The 21,498-nt window shown below is 65.0% G+C and carries 20 protein-coding genes; 8 read left to right on the forward strand and 12 right to left on the reverse strand.

Translation table 11 applies throughout. The features are described from left to right. Window positions 1-10: 10 nt before the first annotated feature. The 6 genes from VJR90_09790 to VJR90_09815 all read right to left on the reverse strand — a co-directional run bounded on the left by VJR90_09790 (window position 11) and on the right by VJR90_09815 (window position 6,849). Complete coding sequence (locus VJR90_09790; protein HKV97768.1) at window positions 11-1,660, reverse strand: pyrrolo-quinoline quinone; 1,650 nt, start codon at window positions 1,658-1,660, stop codon at window positions 11-13. Window positions 1,661-1,746: 86 nt separating this feature from the next. Then, window positions 1,747-3,009, reverse strand: coding sequence for a histidine kinase (locus tag VJR90_09795; protein ID HKV97769.1), 1,263 nt, complete (start codon window positions 3,007-3,009; stop codon window positions 1,747-1,749). Window positions 3,010-3,072: 63 nt separating this feature from the next. Beyond that, window positions 3,073-3,627: an SRPBCC family protein gene (locus VJR90_09800; protein ID HKV97770.1), complete on the reverse strand. Its 555-nt coding sequence runs from the start codon at window positions 3,625-3,627 to the stop codon at window positions 3,073-3,075. 259 nt (window positions 3,628-3,886) lie between these two features. Next, window positions 3,887-4,921, reverse strand: a complete 1,035-nt coding sequence (locus VJR90_09805; protein ID HKV97771.1) for an Ig-like domain-containing protein — start codon at window positions 4,919-4,921, stop codon at window positions 3,887-3,889. Window positions 4,922-5,100: 179 nt separating this feature from the next. Beyond that, window positions 5,101-5,892, reverse strand: a complete 792-nt coding sequence (locus VJR90_09810) for a LytTR family DNA-binding domain-containing protein (GenBank protein HKV97772.1) — start codon at window positions 5,890-5,892, stop codon at window positions 5,101-5,103. A 222-nt stretch (window positions 5,893-6,114) separates the two neighbouring features. Then, entirely contained in the window at window positions 6,115-6,849 is a 735-nt protein-coding gene (locus VJR90_09815; GenBank protein HKV97773.1) for a YceI family protein, read from the reverse strand. Window positions 6,850-6,949: 100 nt separating this feature from the next. Between VJR90_09815 and VJR90_09820 the strand changes: the two genes are divergently transcribed. The 4 genes from VJR90_09820 to VJR90_09835 all read left to right on the forward strand — a co-directional run bounded on the left by VJR90_09820 (window position 6,950) and on the right by VJR90_09835 (window position 10,103). Continuing rightward, window positions 6,950-7,528: a cytochrome b gene (locus VJR90_09820; GenBank protein HKV97774.1), complete on the forward strand. Its 579-nt coding sequence runs from the start codon at window positions 6,950-6,952 to the stop codon at window positions 7,526-7,528. After that, window positions 7,525-8,247, forward strand: a complete 723-nt coding sequence (locus VJR90_09825; GenBank protein HKV97775.1) for a YceI family protein — start codon at window positions 7,525-7,527, stop codon at window positions 8,245-8,247. The genes VJR90_09820 and VJR90_09825 overlap by 4 nt, the downstream gene beginning before the upstream one ends. A 123-nt stretch (window positions 8,248-8,370) precedes the next feature. Next, the gene (locus VJR90_09830) at window positions 8,371-8,907 is read left to right on the forward strand and encodes a peroxiredoxin (protein ID HKV97776.1); all 537 of its coding nucleotides are present in this window, start codon (window positions 8,371-8,373) and stop codon (window positions 8,905-8,907) included. Window positions 8,908-8,999: 92 nt separating this feature from the next. Next, entirely contained in the window at window positions 9,000-10,103 is a 1,104-nt protein-coding gene (locus VJR90_09835; GenBank protein HKV97777.1) for a glycosyltransferase, read from the forward strand. A gap of 5 nt (window positions 10,104-10,108) precedes the next feature. On the opposite strand, the gene VJR90_09840 is transcribed toward VJR90_09835, so the two are convergent. From VJR90_09840 to ispH, 5 genes are read right to left on the reverse strand one after another with little or no spacing between them, the layout of a single operon-like run. Next, window positions 10,109-11,086, reverse strand: a complete 978-nt coding sequence (locus VJR90_09840; protein ID HKV97778.1) for a lysylphosphatidylglycerol synthase domain-containing protein — start codon at window positions 11,084-11,086, stop codon at window positions 10,109-10,111. Continuing rightward, window positions 11,083-12,348 carry a hypothetical protein gene (locus VJR90_09845; GenBank protein ID HKV97779.1) on the reverse strand — a complete coding sequence of 422 codons (1,266 nt, stop codon included), beginning with the start codon at window positions 12,346-12,348 and terminating at the stop codon, window positions 11,083-11,085. Before VJR90_09845 ends, VJR90_09840 begins: the two co-directional genes overlap by 4 nt. A gap of 40 nt (window positions 12,349-12,388) precedes the next feature. After that, window positions 12,389-13,495, reverse strand: coding sequence for a glycosyltransferase (locus VJR90_09850; protein ID HKV97780.1), 1,107 nt, complete (start codon window positions 13,493-13,495; stop codon window positions 12,389-12,391). A gap of 34 nt (window positions 13,496-13,529) precedes the next feature. Next, on the reverse strand, window positions 13,530-14,648 hold the full coding sequence (hpnH, locus tag VJR90_09855) for an adenosyl-hopene transferase HpnH (GenBank protein ID HKV97781.1): 1,119 nt from the start codon (window positions 14,646-14,648) through the stop codon (window positions 13,530-13,532). A gap of 5 nt (window positions 14,649-14,653) precedes the next feature. Further along, on the reverse strand, window positions 14,654-15,598 hold the full coding sequence (ispH, locus tag VJR90_09860) for a 4-hydroxy-3-methylbut-2-enyl diphosphate reductase (protein HKV97782.1): 945 nt from the start codon (window positions 15,596-15,598) through the stop codon (window positions 14,654-14,656). Window positions 15,599-15,731: 133 nt separating this feature from the next. Between ispH and hpnA the strand changes: the two genes are divergently transcribed. From hpnA to VJR90_09880, 4 genes are read left to right on the forward strand one after another with little or no spacing between them, the layout of a single operon-like run. Beyond that, complete coding sequence (gene hpnA, locus VJR90_09865; protein HKV97783.1) at window positions 15,732-16,781, forward strand: hopanoid-associated sugar epimerase; 1,050 nt, start codon at window positions 15,732-15,734, stop codon at window positions 16,779-16,781. Then, entirely contained in the window at window positions 16,778-17,854 is a 1,077-nt protein-coding gene (locus VJR90_09870) for a squalene/phytoene synthase family protein (protein HKV97784.1), read from the forward strand. The genes hpnA and VJR90_09870 overlap by 4 nt, the downstream gene beginning before the upstream one ends. Beyond that, complete coding sequence (gene shc, locus VJR90_09875) at window positions 17,851-19,764, forward strand: squalene--hopene cyclase (protein HKV97785.1); 1,914 nt, start codon at window positions 17,851-17,853, stop codon at window positions 19,762-19,764. The genes VJR90_09870 and shc overlap by 4 nt, the downstream gene beginning before the upstream one ends. Window positions 19,765-19,769: 5 nt before the next feature. Beyond that, entirely contained in the window at window positions 19,770-20,462 is a 693-nt protein-coding gene (locus VJR90_09880; protein ID HKV97786.1) for a nucleosidase, read from the forward strand. 12 nt (window positions 20,463-20,474) lie between these two features. Here VJR90_09880 and VJR90_09885 read toward each other — a convergent pair. Further along, the coding region (locus VJR90_09885) for an amino acid permease (GenBank protein HKV97787.1) at window positions 20,475-21,498 on the reverse strand (1,024 nt) is incomplete at its 5' end.

A 21,498-nucleotide genomic window follows, 5' to 3' on the forward strand; every position in this document is an offset into this window, starting at 1 on the left:
TGGTGTCCGGTCAGTGCAACAAGCCGAACACCGCCACGCCATTGGTGGTGCCGACGTACACCTTGCCGTTTGCAATCGTCGGAGTGATGAACTTGTTGCCAGCGCCGAACTGGTCGCGCGTGCCCGCCTGGTTGCTGTCGTAAAGCTCACGCGCGAGATTCGCGGCGTCGTAGGCGTAGAGCACCGCGGGATTGCTGTTCTCCACCGCCCAGACGATGCCGTTGGTCGTGCCGTTCGCGGAAATGCCCGGTGTCGTGCCCGGATACACGAAACTGTTGGCGCTCTGTGAAACCGGCGTCGTGGAGAGTTTTGCCTGGCTGAAGCTGAAGGCGCGCAGCACGTCGTCCACCGCGCCGTAATAGAGCGTGCCGTTGAAATACGCCGGCATGCCGAATTCCGATCCGCCCAGACCGCCGGGCAATTCCTGCCAGATGGCGTCATTGTTGTTGGGATTGAATTTCCCCATGTTGCTGGTGTCCACCACGTAGATGTTCTGGTCCTTGCCTGCGCCTACCGCGAGGTGGCGCAGCGTACCGTTGGCGTCGGTCTCGGCCGGCAGCAGCAGTGCACCGCCCGAACCCAGGTCCTGGTCTATGTTGGACTCCGCCACGGTGTTGTCCATGTTGAAGTAATCCGCTACGGCCAGCGCGCCACCCGCGGTGGAGAGTTTCAGGAAGGCGTTGCCATAGTCCTGACTCACGGGGAAGCCGTTGGCGTCCAGCGTGGTCTCGAAGCTGCCGTTGGCGGCCAGGAAATAGATGTTGCCGTTCGCGTCTGCGGCCGGTCCCGCGCCCGAGGCCCAGATGGAAGCCTCATTGCCGTTGGGCGTGATGTCGAGCACCGCGGTCTGGGCAAGCGTGGTTTGGTTGTAGGCGATGATCCAGCCGGTGTAGGGCCGATTATCGCAATGCGACGACCAGAAGGTGTACACGACGCCGTTCAGCAGCAACAGCCCGGGGCGCTCCTTGTATTGCGCCGGGTCGAAGACCACGTAGCCGTTCGAGCTGTTGTCGCCGCTGCCGGGATACTTTGCCTGCACCGTGACCGGACTGCCGGCGAGTTCCGTGCCGGTGGTGAGATCCAGCGCGTGCAGGCGCTGGAAGTAATTGCCGTTGGCATCCTTCGACATGGCCACCAGGTAAATGGTCCCGTGCGCGCCGGCACTGAGATCAATCACCGGTGTGGCGGTCACGCCGATCTCCGGCGACACCTGATTGCAGCCGCGGTCGTCGCTCGGGGTTTCACCGGCGCCGAGCAGAGACACCTGCCACAGAACCTGGCCGCTGTCCGCATCGAAGGCATACACGGAATCATGTTCGCTGGCGGCGAACACCACGTTATGCGTGGCGCCGCCGACATTCAGCGCCGACACGTACAGGGGCTGAGCATCCACCCTGCCGTCCATTGAAAAGAACCCGATTTTGCCGAAATCCGCGGAATTCACATTCGCGCCCGTGAGTACCGTTTCCTGATCGTTCAAGCCGTCGCGCGCGTTGTCGTTGTGGTAGGTGAGTACGTTGACGCTGCCGCTGCCCGTCGGCGGGTTGCCGCCGCCCCCGGGCATGCCGGGCGTGCTGCTGCTTCCGCCGCCGCAGGCTGCCAGCAGCACCGGCAGGATGACCAGCCAGCCGCGTATCAGGCCGCGGTACTTTCCGCACATGGCGTACCTCCACGTTCCGGGCAAGTATAGGCGTCATGCATGCAGAAGCGTGCGCACAGATGCGCAAGCTCGACGGGCGGCTGGATTTATCCGGCGGACGCGGTCAGATAGGCGAGGTCGGGGGCATTGCGCAGCGGGATGGAGACCGACGAGCACCAGCGGCCCTGGTTGTCGGTACCGTATTCCAGCCGGTAGTTGTTGCCATAAATCGCCGACAGGCGCAGGCGCGTGTTCTTCAGGCCCACGCCGCTTGCCGGTTCGCGCTCATCTGAGTTGGCCGCCGTCACCGGAGTGCGATTGGTGACCATGAAAGTCAGGTGGTCGTCACTGAAGCGACCGGAGATTTCCACGGTGTCCTTGACCGGAGCCTTGGCGACGCCGTGCTTGATGGCGTTTTCCACCAGCGGCACCAGTAGAAAAGTGGGGATGACGTGGTCGCCCACCTGCCGGTCGAGCGTGAGCGCGATCTCCAGCCGATCTTCGTAACGCGCTTTCATCACCGCGAGGTAGCGTTCGACGAAATACAGCTCGTCCTTCACGGTGGTGAACTCGTGATAGCTTTCCGCCAGGCTGCAGCGCAGCAGGACGCTCAATTCGGTGAGCAGATTCTCGGCGCGGTCCGCGTCAATGTGAATCAGCGCCACGATGGCGTTCAGCGCATTGAACAGGAAGTGCGGGTTCAATTGTCCGCGCAGCGTACCGAGCCTGGCCTCCAGCCATTTGGATTCGAGCTGTGCGGCTTTAACCTGCTCGGACCGGTAGCGCAGGAAGGTGTTGAGGCCAAACAGCAGTACCAGTCCCAGCAGATACACCACGGAGTACTGGATCATGCTGCCCATCCAGTACTGCCAGTGCATGTAATCGTGCATCACCGTTGCGAGTGCCACCCGGGCGTCGAAGGCGTGATGCACCACAAAATAAGACCCCACCAGCACCGGGTACATCACCAGCAGGAATACGACCGCCACGCTTACCTGCCAAAAAAGGAAGCGCCCGGCACGGTGGTGCCGCAGACTGAAACCGGTGGCGGCGAAGTACGCGCCCACCAGCAGCGGAAACAGCGGCAGGCGCACCAGCACCTGCTGGATCACGTCGCGCATTACCACACCGCCCTTGGCGTCTACGGCCATGTCGAACAACATGGTGGTGATGTCCCAGGTGGCGGCATAAGCCCACAGCGGCACGCTTACCAGCAGCACGATCAGCAGGCGGCGGCGGAACGGCGAATCCGGCCGCAGCAGGAACTGCATGAGGCGCGAGCCGTGCGCTGCGGGCGCTGGTTGGGAAACCGGCTGGCGTTCAAGCTCCGGAATGGGAACACCAGTCGTGGAGGGTTCTGTGTGGATCATGCAGTGCGCGCCCCGGACACCTACAGCCCTTCCGCGTCGGCCCTATAGTGTCACACTCGCCGCTTAAATACTCATGCGGGCATTGGGAATCGGCGCCGCCTGCTCCTCGGCCAGACGCTCGATGGCCTGCATGGATTCCAGTGCCTGGCTGCGCAACTGGTTTTCGATGGCGTGCGGTCCGATGAACGGCGGCACCCAGAAATCCGGTTCGCAGCTGGCGGTCCAGGTCAGGCGCGTGCCGCTGCCGTCCGCCTGCAGGTGCCAAGTACTGTTCCCCTGTTTCACATTGCCGTTACCCGGCACGGTCACGGCCACGATGTCCTGCGGCCCGAGTTCGGTGAAGCGCTGCACCTGCCGGATGGTACGGCAGAAGATGAACACGCAGCCTACGGTCTCCGTGTACACCAGTTGGCTGCGGGCATTGATTACTTTCAACACCCGGCTGACACGCACGTTGGGATTGATTTCGGGCAGGCGCGCAAAGTCAATCAGTTGTGCATAGACTTCCTGCGGTGCCGCGTCCAGATACACCTCGCCGCGGATCTGGTAGCTGTCGCCCTGTAGTGTGACTTGCAGCGTATCGAAGTGTGCCGCAACCGCGGCGGGCATCGCGAGCATCACACTCAGCGCAAAAACCACCGGCGGCAGAAGCCGCCGGTGGCATCGCGTGTTATCACGTCTCAACACGTGGCAAGTCTGGCAGGTAGTTGAAAAACGCCATCCATGGCCTTTTTCAACTCGCTCCGCCGCGGTACACGCCCGCGGCTCGCTCCGAAAATCAAAAAGCACTTATGCGAATGATTTTCGCTGCGGCACATCCCTGTGGCGCCCAGCAGGCTGTTTTTCAACAGCCTGCTGGATGAGTTGCCGGCCGCCGTCATGGCAGCACGAGGCTGGAGTGCGACGCAGTCGACTGTCCGTCCATGGCCACGGTGTTGAACGCCACCGTGTGATGCACCGCATCAACCGCGATCGTCGTCGCGCGGCTGCCGAGCGAATCGCGCAGCAGGAATTGGCCGCTGCTCTGTACAACGGCAATCCTGTCGAGCACATGGTCAAATCCCGCACCGTTGGTGTTGAAAGGCGTTGCAATCAGGTTAAATTGGGCGGGATCCAGGCCCTGACTACCGAGAGCGCTGGCCATCAAACCCACGATCGCCTGATTGAGCACTGCCAACTGCGCAGCTTGCGGCACCGGATGTGCGGCCGGATTGGCAAACGCCGCTTCGGCGGTGGTGCCATGCGCCTGGAACCAGATGCGCACCATGAGGTCGGTCAGCGGCGTGATGTTGATGTTGCCGGGGTTGGCGGCAAAGCTGAACAGCACGTGACCCTGGTTGTCCTCACCCTTGAGCAGGAAACCGGCAACCAGACCGCTGGTGGCAAGCTGGAATCGGCCGTTGCCGTCGGTCATCGCGACCACCGGCTGGCCTTGGCTGTCTTTCAGGCTGACCACGGCGCCCGGCACAGCGCGACCGACCGCCATGGTGCCCACCGCCATGCCGCTGGCGGTGACCGTCAAGGTAGCGGGATTGCTGGTGTAGGTCACACCCATGCCGTAAATCCCACCGGCATAGCTGATCGAGGCCGTGATCGTTGTGGTGCCGGCGGTCACGCCGGTCGCCAGGCCGGAACTACTGATCGTGGCCACGGCGGGATTGGAAGACGACCAGGTGAAGGTCGCGCCGTTCACGGTGTTGCCACCGGAATCCTTGCCAACCGCGGTGAACTGCTGGGTGCCGTTCACCGCGATCGTCGCGGTGGCCGGCGTCAGGTTGATGGTGGTAATCGTGCCGGCCGGCGCAGAGCCGCCACCGCCTCCGTATCCGCCGACTCCACCGCAAGCGGTGAGCGCGAGTACTGAGGCTAAAGCCAGCGCCACGCCGCTGGTACGCAATGATCGACTGTGCATGACAAATTCCTCCGGCTGGAGATGATTGGGTGCCGGGGATTACAGCACTGCACTTGGCGCGGCAGTACAAAATGCGATGGATGCGTTGCGCCATGCGGCGAATGTACCGGGCGCGCAGATCAATGTACGCGGGCTCGGAAATTTTTCGTAGTGCAGGCGGACGGCGAGTCGCCGAGTCCTCAGTGGCCGCGGCGCAGTTTGGCGATCAGGTTGCGGACGGTTTCGCGGTAGGTGGTGCCGGAGGCGAATTGCTGGCCGCTTTTGAGCGTGAACTCGTAATCGCCGCGCTGCCGCGGCTTCATCTCCTTCACGTGATTGAGGTTGAGCATCACGGAGCGGCTGATGCGCACGAACATGCCGCCCGCCAAGCGCCGTTCGATTTCCTGCATGCGCTCGCGGATCATGGAGCGCTCGCCATTCGCGGTGTGCACGTGCAGGTAGTCGCCGTCGGCCTGCACGTGGGTGATCTCGCCAAGTTCCAGGAACTTGAAGCGCGTGCCGTCCTTGATCGCGAGCCGGTCGGCACCGCCCCCGGCCAGTCCCGCGGTGAGCGTGCTCAGCTGCCCGAGGAGCGCGTCCAGGCCGGTATCGCGTTCGATGGGCAGGGGGTTGCACAGGCGCTCGCGGACCTTTGCCAGGGCCTGGGCAAAGCGCTCGCGGTCGAAGGGCTTGAGCAGGTAATCCACCGCGTCCACCGCAAAGGCGTCCACGGCGTACTGCGTATAGGCGGTAGTAAAGATGATGTAGGGCGGCTTGTCGCGGTACAGCGCGCGGCCCAGTTCCAGCCCCGACATGCCCGGCATCTTGATGTCGAGAAACACGAGCTCCGGAGCGAGCGCCTCGATCTTGGCGCGCGCGTCCACACCATCGCCGCTTTCGCCTACCAGCGCGAGATCCGCTTCACGTGCGATCAGGCTGGTGAGCCGTTTCCTGGCGAGCGGCTCGTCATCCACAACCAGGACTTTTATCACCCGAGAGCCTCGCTCAGTACCGCGCGGCGCGGTCCCATGTACATTCAGCATGACGCTTCCCGCATGTTTGTGCAATCCGCATTTGCGGCGTAGTCCGACGCGTGCGGCGGTATTTTCACCGCGCCGTCAGTCGGATCCGCTGGCAATACATCCGCATTCGGCGCATTTTGGCCGAACGCCACGTTCGGTATCGTTAATATCCACGCATTGCACTCCCGGTGGTCAGTCTTTCTGCGCCACCAGATGGAAGCGCACTTTCACGCTGTCGGCGACCTGCAGGCCGCCGCCCAGGATGCTGAACGGACGGATGCCGAAATCGCTCTGGCGGATTTCAAACGCGCCGGTGGCGATCAGAAATTCGCCGCGCTGCTCGAGGGCGATGGGTACGGTCAGCTCGCGCGCCACGCCGTGCAGTTCGATGCGCACCGTGGCGTCCGGTCCCCACTCGGGGCCCGTGAAGCCCACGGAACGGATACGGATGTCGGGATACGTGGCGGCGTCAAGTTCGCCGGCGCCGAGCATGTTTGTGTATGTGCCCTGGACGGCGGGCGCCGAGGGCTGGGTGGCGAAATCCGGGCCTTCGACTGCGCGTGCTTGCGGTGCGTCCACCTGCAAGTCCTTGACCGGCAGGTTGAGCGTGAAGCCGGAGCGCTGCAGATCGGCGCCGAGGTAGATGTCGCCCTGAATGTGCGCCGCCTGGATCACGTGGTTGTGGCCAAAGCCTGCGAGCGGGCCGGCGCGATACACCAGGAAGCGCACGTCTGAAAGTGCGGGCTGGATGGAGTAATGCGCGGTGTTCTGCGTGGTGAGCGGCGACAGCGGCGCCAGAACCGGCGGCGGCTTCATGACCGGCGCGGTCTGGCACGCGGCGAGCAGCACCGCACCCGCAAACAGCAGGCTCAAGGCCGCGACGCGACCGACTCGGACACAGGCTGCGGGCAGGAAATGTAAACCCATCAGATGGTCTCCCGAACAAAGTGCAAATACGAGCTTTGACTGATTGGACGGATAACGCAAGTGCATAATTCAGGTGTTTATGGACCGGACGGAGAACACATTGGTTCCGCTGCGCAACACCCGCGAGCGCTACGGTCTGATCGCTCAGGCGTTTCACTGGGTGATCGTGGTGCTGGTAATCGCGCAATTCGTGCTCGGCTTCACGGCGCATGGCTTGCCGATCAGTCTCGAGCGGCTGGTGCTGCTCGCGCGCCACAAGTCGATCGGCATCACTATCTTCGTGCTCGTGGTATTACGGCTCGCGTGGCGGCTTTATTCCAGACCGCCGCCGCTGCCGCCGGCTCCGCATCCGCTGTTCGACACCGCGGCGCGTGTGTCGCACGGCTTGCTGTACGCGCTGCTGCTCGCCATGCCGCCGGTTGGCTGGCTGTATTCATCGGCTTCGCATCTCACGGTCGCGTGGTTCCGGTTGTTTCCCCTGCCGAACCTGATCGGCCCGGACAAGCAACTGGCGCAGGCGCTGCTCCTGACGCACGAAAGCATGGCCTGGCTGCTGCTCGCGACCGTCACGCTGCACGTGCTGGCGGCGCTGTGGCACCACTTTCTCCTCAAGGATGCCGTGCTGCTGCGCATGCTGCCGTTCAGCCAGATCCGCAACCGCAAACAGGAATCCGCGTGACACGTGTGGCCGCTAGCCTGTTGCTGGGCAGCGCTCTCATCGGCGCTCCGTCACTGGGCGCTGCGGTCTGTTGGGCGCCGGTGCCGGCCGCGAACAGCATCGTGTTCAACACCACCCAGGCAGGCGCGCCGTTTCAGGGCCAGTTCACGCAATTCAGCGGGCTGGTGTGTCTCACGCCGAACGCCGGAGACCCCGGACTTATCCGCGTGCAGGTGCAGGCGGCCTCGGTGGACACCGGTTTGCCGGAGTTGGACGACGCGCTGCGCGGAGCGGATTTCTTCGACGTGACGCGCTGGCCGCAGGCGATTTTCGTGAGCGAATCGGTCAAGACCCTGGATGCGGGCCACTACCAGGTGACCGGCAAGCTCACGCTGCGCGATGTCACACGCGAGATTTCCGTGCCGTTCACCATTACGCCCAGCGCGGGTGGCGGCGCACGCCTGCAAGGCACGCTCGACTTCGAGCGCCTCGATTACCACATCGGCCTCGGCCAGTGGCAGGACACCCGCTGGGTGGGGAATGAAGTGGACGTGAAGTTTTCCGTCATGTTGAGACCGGCCGGCGCCAAGCCGCCGGCTGCCCAGCGGCCGCACATTGTCGGGATCATTCTGCCGGGTATGCCCGCCGGCGCGCCCGGAATGAATGGCGAGAAGACCGGTCCGCTGGTCGTGTATGCGTTCGATGCCAGCGGCAAGATCTGGATTTACTCGAAAGATTGAAATGCCCGTGATTGCAAAACGCGGCGCTGCCAGGGCGCCGCGCGGCTCTGAACGAACCGTTGCGCGGGAAACTGGCGATTGCTTTTCCAAGCTGAGCGTTAATCATTAACCAGGAGTTCAAACATGAAACGTCTGTTAGTCATCGCCGTCCTGACCGGTGCGGCCGCCGCCCCCGCGTTTGCCAGCCTGCCGGTGGGCTCGAGAGCGCCACAGTTCACCGCCGAAGCCACGCTGGGCGGCAAGGTGTACAGCTTCTCGCTGGCGAACGCCCTGAAGAAAGGCCCGGTGGTGCTGTATTTCTATCCGGCGGCTTTCACCAAAGGCTGCACCATCGAGGCGCACGACTTCGCCGCGGCCATCGGCAAATACCAGGCGCTGGATGCCACGGTCATCGGCGTGTCGCACGACCAGGTGGCGGTGCTGCAGAAGTTCTCGGTGAGCGCGTGCCGCAGCAAGTTTCCCGTGGCCGCCGACACCGACCACAGGATCATGCGCGCCTATGATGCGGTGCTGCCGCAGGATTCCGAGTACGCCAACCGCACCTCGTACGTGATCGTGCCGGACGGCACCATCATCTACACCTACACCAACCTCAATCCCGACCAGCACGTCGCCAACACGCTCGCGGCACTGCGGGATTGGAAAGCCACGCATAAATAACCTTGCCGTCCCCGGTTCATGATCGCGTTGATTATGAACCGGGTATGGGGACAGCCGGCAACGCGGCCGGTCAGCCAGCTGCGGCTGGTACAATGCGCCTTTTCCAAGCACAACTCATGGCGCGGCGCGTACTCTACGGCGTGTATCACTGGGGACTGGGCCACGCGACGCGCAGCCTGGTGCTGATTCGCGCGCTGGTCGCGCGCGGCGATCAGGTCACCATACTTATGCAGCCGGGTGCGGGCATGCAGTTGCTGCAAGCGGAACTGGGCGACCGGGTCGAGTATTTTCCATTCCGCGATACGCCCGCGCCCTTCAGCCGCTATCCGGCGGTGTTCTACATACGCATGAGCCTGTCCATGCCCTGGGTGGTCGCGGGTTACCGGCGCGAGCAGCGCGTGACCGAACGGCTGGTCAAAGAGCGGCATTTCGATTGCGTGGTCTCCGACAGCCGCATCGGCGTGTGGTCACGCGCGGTGCCAAGCTACGTGATTTTCCATTCCATTCACCAGATTATCCCCGGTCGCATCCGCTGGATGGAGCATCTCGTCGAATGGAGCCAGCACCGGCTGCTGCGCGGGTTTACCAAAGTCCTGATTCCGGATGTGGAAGCGGACGGCGGGCTGTCGGGCGACCTCGGCCACTATCCGTATTTCAACTGGGGCACGGACCGCCTCGCCTACATCGGGCCACTGTCCGACGTACGCCGCCCGGAATTTGCCGAGGACCTGGATTATTTCTTCTCGGTGTCCGGCATCGAGCCGCAGCGCAGCCTGTTCGCCGAGCGCGTGCTGGCGGCCGTGCCGCGCCTTGAGGGACGTATCGTGGTAACGCTGGGCGACCCCGCGCGCATGGATGAAGTACGCCAAATAGGCGCGACCACGGTTTATGGTTATCTGGATCGCGCGCGCCAGGCGGAGATGCTGAATCGCGCGCGCGTGGTCATCACGCGCTCCGGTTACACCACGCTCATGGAACTGGCCGAACTCGGCAAGCGTGCGTTATTCGTGCCCACGCCCGGGCAGAGTGAGCAGGAGTACCTGGCGCGCTTCCATCACCGGCGCGGCCACGTGTATTCCACCACGCAGAAAAAGCTCGACATCGTGCGCGATCTGCCGCGTGCAACGGCCGCGAGCGGCTTGCCGCGCATCGACACGCAGCACACCGTGGAACGGTTTCTGCAGATTATTGGATAACAACCTCAGGCGATGCGGGTGGCGCCGGTCGGACGGATGCTGCGCCACAACACCAGCACCACCGGCAGATTGATCAGCCACATGGCTCCGGTCCACACCAGGCGAAAGCCCAGCATCATGGCCAAGCCGTCGGTGTAGTTGATGCCCCACTCGTGCGCGGCCAGCATGCCCAGCACCTCCACGGTGCCGATCTGGGTGAACAGGCCGGCGCCGAGCAGCACGCTGGCCAGCGCGAATCCGTAAATGCTGGCGGCGGTCACGAAACCGAGCGCGGGCAGGCCCATGCCGCGCGCCACGAAAAAGAACGCCGCCAGCAGTGCAAACAGGTAAATGGCGGCGATCAGCAGGTTGCCGGCAAGAATCCGCGGGTTTGACAGGCGGCGCAGGCCGAAGAGCAGTTCCACGCTTTCCTGCAACATGCGGCGCAGCAACGGATGCGTGATGCGCTGCAGGTGGCGATGCGCGTGATGCACGTACAGCACGAACACGCCGAGCACTAGCGCGAACACGATCAGCGCCAGGATCACCGCCAGGCGCAGTTGCGGCCAGCCGCGCACGCCGATGACCGCGAGCAGCAGCAGTACCACCGCAATCTCGGTGAGCAGCATCACCACCGTGGCGGCGGCGCTGCGCCCGATGCGGATGCGCGCCGAGGCGGACAGAATCCAGTTCTGGGCGAACAGGCCGAACGGCAGGGTGAGTGTGAGTTCACCCACCGAGAACGCCAGTGCGAACGGCCCGAAGCCCGGGCGCACCGCCAGATTGGCGAGCAGCAGGTGCAGTTGCAGGGCCTTGAGCGCGACATACACGAAGGCGAAGCCCAGCGCAGCCAGCAACACGCTCAACGGAATCAGCTTGACGCGCTCCACCACCTCGCCGAGGTTGCCGAGTTTGAAGGCGAAGATCAGCAGCGCTGCGGCCAGAAGTACGGGCAGGATGAACGCCGGTTGGGCCGCGCGACGCAGCCAGGGGTGCAGGTTCATGGCCAAAGCCGGGCGGCGAAACCAGGCAGCAAATCACTGAAGCCGTTGGCAAAGTACGCCACGCGTTGCGCGGGAGTCCGCCAGCCGGCGCGCGAATTGCGCGGCCACAGGTTTTGCCAGCGTCCGCCTTCGAGCCGTACGAGGCGCTGTCGTCGCAGCCAGTGCAGGCGTTGTTGCGCGAGTGTTTCGCTTGTGCTGCCGGCAAGCAGCGGATCGATTTTCAGTCCAAGGCGGCCGAGCACCGCGAGCGCACGCTGCCACCAGTCGCAGAACTCCCGGGTACTGAAACTCTCCGGTCCGGCCGTCAGATAAGCCGCGAGCAGATGGCTGGGGTTCACGTTCAGCAGATCCAGGATGGCGGAGCGCACCGCCACCGAAAATGCGGCGTTGTGCGTAGTATCCGGAGCATTCTGCAATTCACCGACCTGCATGATCACTCTCAACTTGCCCGGGCCGAGCCCATCATAGCTGAGCGCCACGGGTAACAGCCGCGGCGGCACCGTGGTGAGTCCGCAAAGCAGACGCAGACCTGCGCGCACGCGGCCGAAACGGCCATCCGCGGAGATCACGCCTTCGGGTGAAAAATACAGCCGGTATCCGGCATCGAGCCGCGCGGCAAACCCGCGCAACTGTGCCGCGATCGTGGAGTGGAACTCGGGCGCGAGTTCTTGCAGTGCACTGCGTCGCAGGCGTCGCAGGCCCCAAAGTACGGGCCGCGTCGGCGGCCGGAGGTCGGAAAGCCGTGCGGGAAGCGCACCGCTCGCGGCGCTGAATTCTCGCTGGCCGCGCGCGTTCAGCACCGCAGCGGGATCGCAATCACCGAGGCCGGCCGCGACCGCCGCTTCCAGGGTTTCCGCCGCACTGAACTCGCGTACCCGGCGTATCGGCTCGGTGCGCAGGATTGCGAAGAACCCGCGCAATGGAATCCGGCCGAGCAGTTGCGGCAGCGGCGGCGGCCAGCCGGATATGTACTCGGAGAGAAAGCCGCAGCGAAACAAATCCTCGCGCGCCGCGAAGTGCGTCAACGGCCGGGTGAAACGCAGGCCGCGGCGCTGGCACAGCCCGGTGCCGACGATGGGCGCATCGGCGTCGCGCTGGTGGTTGGAAATCACCACGGTCCCGGGTGGCAGGCGAAAGTCCGGCGGGAGCTGCACCTCGCGGTGATACGTGCTGATGACCGTGAAATCGAAACCGCATTGGAACAGCCAAGCGAGCCAGGGGTGGCGATGTTGTTCGGCGTCGGGGACCCCGCGGAACGTCATGCTGAGTTTTCCCTCGAGCTTTCGGATCTTGGACGCGCGCTCAGTTGGCGCGGCGCGGATAACGGCGCTGCTTCCACACGCTGCGCGTGCCCAGCCAGGCGCGCAACGCCGAATACCAGGTGGCAGCGAGAAACACCGTGGCCGTCAGCGGCAGGCCCACGGCGGCTAGTGGGTTGCGCCGATAATATAAGAGAGTCGGCAGATAACTGAACAACATCAACAGCAGCGCCGCCAGCCCCAGCCAGCGCGTCACGCCAGCAAATGCCAATCCCGCCGGCGGTACCCAGAATACCAGCAGCATGCCGGCGGTGGTGCCGAGCAGCAGCCATGGCGATTCGTGCAACTGCACATAGGCGCTGCGCGCAATCATGCCGACGATCCCGGCCAGGTCCTGTTGCCGCAGGCTGCGCGCGCCGTGCGTCAGGCCGAGATAACAGCGCTGGCCGGCGCGTTTGACGTGCGCCGCGAGCGTGCAGTCATCGATGATGGCATCGCGCCAGGCGGTGAAACCGCCGGCATCCAGCAGCACCTGGCGGTTTATTAAAATCACGCCGCCCGCGGCCGCGGCCACGCGACTGCCGCGACGGTTGGCAAGCGCGAACGGATACAGCAGCTTGAAGAAATACACGAAGGCCGGCAACAGCCAGCGTGCGGCCGCGCCCTCAAAACGCGGCGCCGCGAGCACCGAGACCAGGGCGTAACCCTCGTCCGCCTTGCGCTGCAGCGCGGCGAGCATGCCGGGCGCGAGCTCGATGTCGGCATCCAGCAGCAGCACGCGCGCGGTCCTGACCTCGGCGAGACCCTGTTCCAGCGCCCAGAGCTTCCCCGTCCAGCCGGCCGGCGGCGGACTGCCCGGCACGAGTGTGAGATTGCGCAGGCCGGCGGCACGCGCCAGCTCCGCGGTAGCGTCGCTCGATTCGTCGTCTATCAATATTACTTGCGCGTCGGGCGCGGTGTCGCGCAGCGCGGCCAGCGCCCGTCCGATGGTGTCGGCTTCATTGCGTGCCGGAATCAGCACGCTGAAATCGGGATGCAGGGGAACCGCACCCGGCTCGGGTTCCAGCCGTTCGCGGCAGCGCCATGGCTGCCACGGCGCAAGCCATAGCAGTATCCACAGCAGCAGTGACAGGGCGGCAAGAATCAGCACGCGCGGCATTCAGGCGGCGCGCGACGCGCGCTAATCAGTGTTGCGTCTGCGAGGCGGGTTGCGGTGCGCGCGCCGGAGCCCGCGGCGGGACCGGCGGATATTGCATGGGCGGATCCGGGGCAAACGGCCCGGTGAGTTTCGGTCCGCGCATGCGCACCCACAGGGCCTTCAGCGGATGCAGGAACGCATCGTCGGCGGCGGTGCCTTCGAAGCCGCAGTGCGCCATGCAGTTGGCGCATTTGGGATTGCGCCCGACGCCGTAATGATCCCAGTCGGTGTTGTCGATCAAATCCTTGAAGGTCGGCACGTAGCCTTCGTCCACCAGCAGGTAGCAGGGCTTCTGCCAGCCGAACACGTTGCGGCACGGCATGCTCCACGCGCTGCACTGGTAGCCCTGGTTGCCGCACACGAAGTCGATGAACAGGCTGGATTGCGACAGTGCCCACTTGCGGCGGTTCTGCTTCCGGTTGGTGAAGATCTTGCGCATCAATTCCTTGGACTGGCGCCGGCCCATGAACACGTCCTGGCGCGGCGCGTGCTCGTAGGCGAAGCCCGGCGAGAAGGTGATGCCGTCGACCTTGAGATCTTCGGTGGCAAAGCTGAAGAATTCCGCCACTTCGTCGGGTTTGGCAGTGGTGAACAGCGTGGTGTTGATGTTGACGCGGAAACCGCGGCGCTTGGCTGCGCGAATGGCGGAGGTGGCGACGTCGAACACACCCGCGCGCGCTACGCTTTCGTCGTGGCGTGCGCGCAGGCCGTCGAGATGCACCGAGAACGTGAGTTGCGGGGACGGCGTGAACAGGTCGAGTTTCTTTTCCAGCAGGATCGCGTTGGTGCAGAGGTACACGTACTTGCCGCGCGCGATGAAGCCCGCGACGATCTCCTGGATGTCCTTGTGAATCAGCGGCTCGCCGCCGGCCAGCGACACCATGGGCGCACCGCACTCGTCCACCGCGTGCATGCATTCCTCGACCGACAGGCGTTGCTTGAGGATGTGCGATTCGTAGTCGATCTTGCCGCAGCCGGGGCATTCGAGGTTGCACTGGAACAGCGGCTCCAGCATGAGCGTCAGCGGGTAACGTTTTACGCCGTGCAGCTTCCGGTTGATGATGTAGGACGCGACCTTGAGTTGCTGGCGTACGGGAATGGACATGGTAATCAGCCTCTGGCTTTTATTTTGTGGTTGCTCAGTTCCTGTGGGGGCAGGAATTTCACGCGCTCCGCCGGCCCTTCCATCTTGCGTACCTCGGCGTGGCCCCAGGCGGCGAGTGTTGCCAACACTTCACTGACCAGTGCTTCAGGCGTCGAGGCGCCGGCCGTGACGCCCACGCGATCATCGGCTTTGAACCAGGCACGCTCCAGTTCCTTGGCATCCTGCACCAGGTAGGAGCGCAGGCCGGCCTGTTCGCCGACCTCGCGCAACCGGTTGGAGTTCGAGCTGTTGCGCGCACCCACCACCACGATCACATCGGCGTTCTTGGCGAGTTCGCGCACTGCGTTCTGGCGGTTTTGGGTCGCATAGCAGATATCCTTGGTCTCCGGACCGCGGATGCCAGGAAAACGCTGCTTGAGCGCGGTGATGACGCGCAGCGTGTCGTCCACCGAGAGCGTGGTCTGCGTGACGTAGGCGACGTGTTCGGGATCGCGCACCTTGAGCGCCGCGACTTCCTCGGGTTCGGAGATCACATGCACCGGGCCGCTGATCCGGCCGCGCGTGCCCTCGACTTCCGGATGTCCCGGATGGCCGACGATGATGAGTTCGTAACCGGACTGCTCGTATTTCTGCGCCTGTACGTGCACCTTGGCTACCAGCGGGCAGGTGGCATCGATCACTTTCAGGCCGCGCTCGCGCGCTTCCTGCACGCGCCGGTCGGAAACGCCGTGCGCGCTGAAGATCGTGACCGCACCCTTGGGCACGTCCGCGAGGTTCTCGGTAAAGATCGCGCCCTTGCCGCGCAAGTCGTTGACCACGTGCTGGTTGTGCACGATCTCATGCAGTACATATACCGGCGGGCCGAATATCTTGAGCGCCTGCTCGACCACGTCAATGGCACGCGTCACCCCGGCACAGAAGCCACGGGGCTGGGCGAGTAGTACTTGCATGGGCTGGTTCTCCGCGCTGTCGAAAATGTCTGACGGATCAGCGCCGCAGACACCGACACGTGCACGAAGTATAACACCGGCATCACGACGCGCGTTAAACTGTAGCGCCCGTTGCGTGGCCAAGGAGCGCTAAATGCCTGAACGTGTGGCGATTACCGGCGCTACCGGCTTTGTCGGATCCGCGGTCACGCGCGCGTTTCTCAATGCGGGCTACGCAGTGCGTGTGCTGGTACGCAACTCATCGCCACGTGCGCTGCTCGCCGGACTGGACGTTGAAATCGCGGATGCCGATCTGAATGTGCCGCAGACTTTGAGTCCGGCGCTCGCGGGCTGTGCAGGCCTGGTGCACGTCGCAGCCGATTACCGCCTGTTCGTGACCGATCCCGCGTCGCTTTACCGCGTGAACGTGGACGGCACGCGTGCGCTCATGCAGGCGGCGCTGATGCACGGCGTGCGCCGCGTGGTTTACACCTCAAGCGTGGCTGCGCTCGGCCACCGCGCGGACGCAGCGCCCGCCGACGAGGACACGCCCGCGACGCTCGCCGACATGATCGGCCATTACAAGCGCTCCAAATTCCTGGCCGAAGCGGAGGTGTCGCGACTCGCGGCGGAGTCGGGTCTGCCCGCGGTGATCGTCAATCCCTCGGCGCCGGTGGGACCGCGCGACCTCAAGCCCACGCCCACCGGGCGCATGGTGCTGGAAGCGGCACGCGGGCGCATGCCGGCGTATCTCGACACCGGCTTGAACATCGTGCACGTGGACGACGTGGCGCTCGGCCATCTGTACGCGTATCAACGCGGCCAGGCCGGGCGACGCTACATCCTGGGCGGAGAAAATCTGTCGCTCAGGGATATATTCACCGCGCTCGCGCAGCTTGCCGGCGTGCGTGCGCCGCTCATCAAGCTCGCGCCCGGACTGCTCATGCCGCTCGCCGGACTCGCGGAAATCGTGGCGCGGATCACCGCGAGCACGCCACGCCTCACGCGCGATGAGCTGCACATGGCGCGCTACCCGATGTATTACAGTTCGGCGCGCGCCGAGCGCGAGCTGGATTACAGCCATCGACCGGCCGCCGCCGCGTTCCGCGATGCGCTCGCCTGGTATGCGGAACACGGTGACTTTCAACCGCGGCCGGGTCACGGGAAGCTGTCGCAGGCCCAGAGCGGCACCTCGCCACGATGAGTACGCCGGACGACCTCGCGCTGCAACGCGCGCTGCTGCATGGCGTGTCGCGCACCTTCGCGCTCACCATCCCGGTGTTGCCGCCGAAACTCGAGCCGGTCATCGGCAATGCCTACCTGTTGTGCCGCATCACCGACACCATTGAGGATCACACCGCGCTCGATCCAGTGGCGCAGGCGGCGCTCTATGAGCGCTTCATCGCCGCGGTCGAAGGCCACGGCGATGCCGCGGCCTTTGCACGCGATTTCGGTGCGCGGCTCACCGCGCAAGCGAGCGACGATGAACGCCGTTTGATCGCGGAAACTCCGCGCGTGCTGGCCATCACCGCGGGCTTCCATGCCGAGCAGCGCGCCGCCCTGGCCGAATGCGTTGCGGTCATGGGCCGCGGCATGGCGGTATTTCAGCGCGGCAAAAGCACCGCGGGCCTGGCGGATCTCGCCGCGCATGCGCATTACTGTTACGTGGTGGCGGGCTGCGTGGGCGAGATGCTCACGCGCCTGTTCATCGGCTATCTACCGGAACTTGCGCCGCGGCGCGCGGAGATGCTGCGCCTCGCGGTGTCCTTCGGCCAGTGCCTGCAGATGACCAACATCCTCAAGGATTTCTGGGAGGACCGCGCGCAGGGCGCCTGCTGGCTGCCGCGCGACGTGTTCCTGGCCGAGGGTCTGGAACTCGCCGCGGCGCAGCCTGGCGACGCGCGTTTCGCGCGCGGCTGCCGGCGCTTGCTGGGGCTCGCGCACGCGCACGCGGAAAACGCACTGCGCTATACGCTGCTGTTGCCGCCACGCGAAACCGGGTTGCGCAACTTCTGCCTGTGGGCGCTGTTCATGGCGCTGCTCACGCAGCGCAAGCTGCTGGCGCATCCGGGATTCGCGCGTGGCGCCGAAGTGAAGATCACGCGGCGCAGCGTGTACCGCACGGTCGCCTGGTGCAAGCTGACCGCGGGTTTCGATGCGCTGCTCAGGACGAGCTTCGCGCTGCTCGCGCACCGCCTGCCGCCGCCTGCGAGCGGCGACTTCACGCCGGTGGCGGCCGAGCCGGGCGTGGATTCCGAAGCCGAGGCGCTGCGATGAGCGCCAACGGCGCGGCGGCGCGCGTTGTACCGGCGGCGGACCCGGTGCTGGACGCGGCCCTGACGCGTGCACGTCAAGGCTTGCTTGAGCGCCAGCACAACAACGGGCACTGGTGTTTCGAGTTCGAGGCCGACTGCACCATACCCGCCGAATACGTGCTGATGATGCATTACATGGACGAAGTGGATGACGGCCTGCAAGAACGCCTGGCGCGCTATCTGCGTGCCCATCAGCGGACGGACGGCGGCTGGCCGTTGTATCCCGGCGGGGCACCGGACATTTCCTGCAGTGTGAAATGCTATTACGCGCTCAAGCTCGCGGGCGACGCGCCCGAAGCCGGGCATCTGCGGCGCGCGCGCGAGGCGATTCTCAAACTTGGCGGTGCGGCGCGCGCCAATGTGTTTACGCGCTTCATGCTGGCGCAGTTCCGCCAGATCCCGTGGCGCGGCGTGCCCTACATGCCCGCCGAATTGATCTTGCTGCCGCGCTGGTTCCCGTTCCATTTCCTCAAGGTGTCGTACTGGTCGCGCACCGTGATGGTGCCGCTGCTGGTGCTCTACAGCCTGCGCTGCCAGGCGCGCAATCCGCGCGGCCTGGGAGTGGCGGAACTGTTCAGTGTGCCTCCGGAGCAGGAACGTCACTGGTTCCCAGTACGCTCCGCCTTGAACCGCGTGTTCCTGTATCTGGAGCACGGTGCACGCCTGTGCGAACCGCTGATTCCGGGATGGGTGCGCCGCTTCGCCCTCAAGCGTTGCGCGGACTGGATGCTGGCGCGGCTTAACGGTGAAGAAGGCCTGGGGGCGATCTTCCCGGCCATGGTCAACGCCTACGAGGCGCTCGCCGCGCTCGGCTATGCCGCGGATAATCCACTGCGCAAAACCGCGAAACGCGCCCTGGAACTGCTGCTGGTCGACCGCGGCGACCAGAGCTATTGCCAGCCGTGCGTGTCGCCGGTGTGGGACACGGCGTTGGCGGTGCTTGCACTGCAGGAAGCCGGCGGCGCGGAGCGCGCCGTGCGCCGCGCGCTCGACTGGCTGGCCGAGCGCCAGCTGCTGGACGAGCCGGCCGACTGGCGCGCCTACCGGCCGCGGCTCGCGAGCGGTGCTTGGGCGTTCCAATACCGCAACGATTATTACCCGGATCTCGACGACACGGCCGCGGTCGCCTGGGCGATGCAGCGCAGCGGCATTGCGGATTACCGCGGGCGCATCGCGCGCGCCGCGCGCTGGTTGGCCGGCATGCAATCGCGTGATGGCGGCTTCGCGAGCTTCGATGCCGACAACACGCATCACTATCTCAACGAGATTCCGTTTGCGGATCACGGCGCGCTGCTCGACCCGCCCACCGAGGACGTGACCGGCCGCTGCGTGGCCTTGTTCGCGCTGCTGGGCGAAGCTTGTCAACGGCCGCGTGAGCGTGCTTTGCGCTGGCTCACGCACACGCAGCAGCCCAATGGTTCCTGGTGGGGACGCTGGGGCACCAACTATATATATGGCACCTGGTCGGTGCTGGTAGCGTTGGAACTCGCCGGTGTGCCTGTTGCCGATGAGCGCGTGCGCCGTGCGGCGGATTGGCTCAAGGCGGTGCAGCAGCCCGACGGTGGATTCGGCGAGACCAATGACAGTTATCAAAACCCCGCGCTCGCGGGCCACGGACTAGCCACGCCCGAGCAGACGGCGTGGGCGCTGCTCGGGCTCATGGCCGCGGGCGAAGCCGGGAGCGATGCCGTGGGTCGCGGCATCCAATGGCTGTTACGCACCCAGGGCGCAGAAGGTCTGTGGCATACGGGACAGTTCAACGCGCCGGGATTTCCGCGCGTGTTCTATCTGCGCTATCACGGTTACAGCGCCTACTTTCCGCTCTGGGCGCTGGCGCGCTACCGCAAGCTGGTCGCAGCGCAGAGCGCTTGACTCCGGTGGCGTCCACTCTGCGCGTTGCGGTGCTCGCACCCCTGGCCGGTGAAGCGCACAGCGCCGCTGCGCTCGCGGCGCGCGGCTGGCAGGTGCAGATGTGCGGCATCGGTCCGGCGCGCGCGCGGCGCGCCGCCGAACAGTTGCTCGCGGCCGGTATGCGTCGGCTGCTTGTCTGGGGCACGGCCGGCGGGCTTGAGGCCGCGCTCAAACCCGGCGCGGTATTGGTACCGGACATTGTCGTCAACCATGCCGACGGCCGGCGTTTTCAGGTTTCCAAGTCCTGGCATGCGCAGCTCGCGCAGGCGCTCGCGCCGCTGGGCGCGGTGCTCATGCGCACCGGTACCCTGGTCACGGTGGCGGAGGCGGCGGCCACGCACGCGGCCAAGCGCGCGCTTGCGGCGCAGAGCGGCGCATGCATGGTGGACATGGAGGCGGCGGCCGTGGCCGAAGTGGCCATTCAGGCCGGCGCGGAGTTTGCCGTGATCCGGATACTGGCCGACGATGTGGATGCGGCGCTGCCGCCTTCAGTCATGGCCGCGCTGGACTCGTCGCATCCCTATCTCTCCGTGCTCACGGGATTATTGAGACGGCCGCAGGATCTACCGGCGGTAATGCGCCTGGACCGGACCTTCCGCCGTGCCTACCGGGGTCTCACCGCCGTCGCGTGCACGCTGGCCGCGGCGGGCGAACAATAAGGGGCTGCGTGCTCAGGCAGACGGCGCGTGGCCGATGCGGTGCTGAGAGCGACGCTGCCACCATATCCACAGGTAATACAGCGGCACGCCCACGAGCGTGATGAGGATGCTGGCGAACGTGGACCAGAACTGCGCGTACAGCGAGTTCGCCACCACCACGAAGGTGCCGAGGACGAACAGCGCGGGAATCACCGGATAACCCCAGGCTTTGTAGGGGCGCGGAAAATCCGGGCGTTGTTTTCTCAGGATGAACAGACCGACGACGGCAAGCGCGAGGAACGGCCAGATGCCGAGCACATAGGCTTCGGCGAGCTGCATGAAGTTGCGCAGCAACACGTAGATCACCGCGATCACCACGATGAAGGCGATGGCCACGTAGGGCGTCTCGTATTTCGCGTGCACTTTGCCGACGGTGCGGAAGAACAGGCCGTCCTCGGCCATGGCATAGAACACGCGCGGGCTGGAGAGAATGCTGCCGTTGAGCGTCCCGAACACCGAGAGCATGACCAGTGCACCTACCACCGAGGCTCCGGCCCGGCCCATGACCACGGTGGCCGCATCCGAGGCGATGGATTTCGACGCCGCGAGCTGCGGCAGCGGCAACGCGCGCAGATAGGCGGCGTTGATCAGGATATACACCACCAGCACCACCAGTACGCCGACGATCAGCGCGAGCGGCAAGTTGCGCTGCGGGTTGCGCACTTCGCCGGAAAGCGTGGTGAGATTTTCCCAGCCGTCGTAAGCCCAGAGCGCCGCCACCAGACCGATGCCGATGCCCGACCACTTGGCCGAACCGAACACCGCGTCGTGCAGCGGATTGTGCGCACCGCCGGGTGCCAGGAGAAAGATCGCCGCGCTCAGTCCGAGAATCGCCAGCACTTTGGCGCCGGTGGAGAGATTCTGGATCACCGCGCCGAGTTTCACCGAACGGTAATTCGCCGCTGCCACCAGCACGATCAGCACCGCGGCAATCACGTGCTCGAGCGTGACCGAGAGCGGCACGAAGAACGCCAGGTATTCGGCGAAGATCAGGCTC

The sequence above is a fragment of the Gammaproteobacteria bacterium genome, assembly GCA_035279405.1.
GTDB lineage: Bacteria > Pseudomonadota > Gammaproteobacteria > Natronospirales > REEB76 > REEB76.

Coding starts and splice junctions, on each gene's coding strand:
- VJR90_09790 (HKV97768.1), bottom strand. CDS start 1,660: ATGTGCGGAAAGTACCGCGGCCTGATACGCGGCTGGCTGGTCATCCTG.
- VJR90_09795 (HKV97769.1), bottom strand. CDS start 3,009: ATGATCCACACAGAACCCTCCACGACTGGTGTTCCCATTCCGGAGCTT.
- VJR90_09800 (HKV97770.1), bottom strand. CDS start 3,627: ATGCTCGCGATGCCCGCCGCGGTTGCGGCACACTTCGATACGCTGCAA.
- VJR90_09805 (HKV97771.1), bottom strand. CDS start 4,921: ATGCACAGTCGATCATTGCGTACCAGCGGCGTGGCGCTGGCTTTAGCC.
- VJR90_09815 (HKV97773.1), bottom strand. CDS start 6,849: ATGGGTTTACATTTCCTGCCCGCAGCCTGTGTCCGAGTCGGTCGCGTC.
- VJR90_09830 (HKV97776.1), top strand. CDS start 8,371: ATGAAACGTCTGTTAGTCATCGCCGTCCTGACCGGTGCGGCCGCCGCC.
- VJR90_09835 (HKV97777.1), top strand. CDS start 9,000: ATGCGCCTTTTCCAAGCACAACTCATGGCGCGGCGCGTACTCTACGGC.
- VJR90_09840 (HKV97778.1), bottom strand. CDS start 11,086: ATGAACCTGCACCCCTGGCTGCGTCGCGCGGCCCAACCGGCGTTCATC.
- VJR90_09845 (HKV97779.1), bottom strand. CDS start 12,348: ATGACGTTCCGCGGGGTCCCCGACGCCGAACAACATCGCCACCCCTGG.
- hpnH (HKV97781.1), bottom strand. CDS start 14,648: ATGTCCATTCCCGTACGCCAGCAACTCAAGGTCGCGTCCTACATCATC.
- ispH (HKV97782.1), bottom strand. CDS start 15,598: ATGCAAGTACTACTCGCCCAGCCCCGTGGCTTCTGTGCCGGGGTGACG.
- hpnA (HKV97783.1), top strand. CDS start 15,732: ATGCCTGAACGTGTGGCGATTACCGGCGCTACCGGCTTTGTCGGATCC.
- VJR90_09870 (HKV97784.1), top strand. CDS start 16,778: ATGAGTACGCCGGACGACCTCGCGCTGCAACGCGCGCTGCTGCATGGC.
- shc (HKV97785.1), top strand. CDS start 17,851: ATGAGCGCCAACGGCGCGGCGGCGCGCGTTGTACCGGCGGCGGACCCG.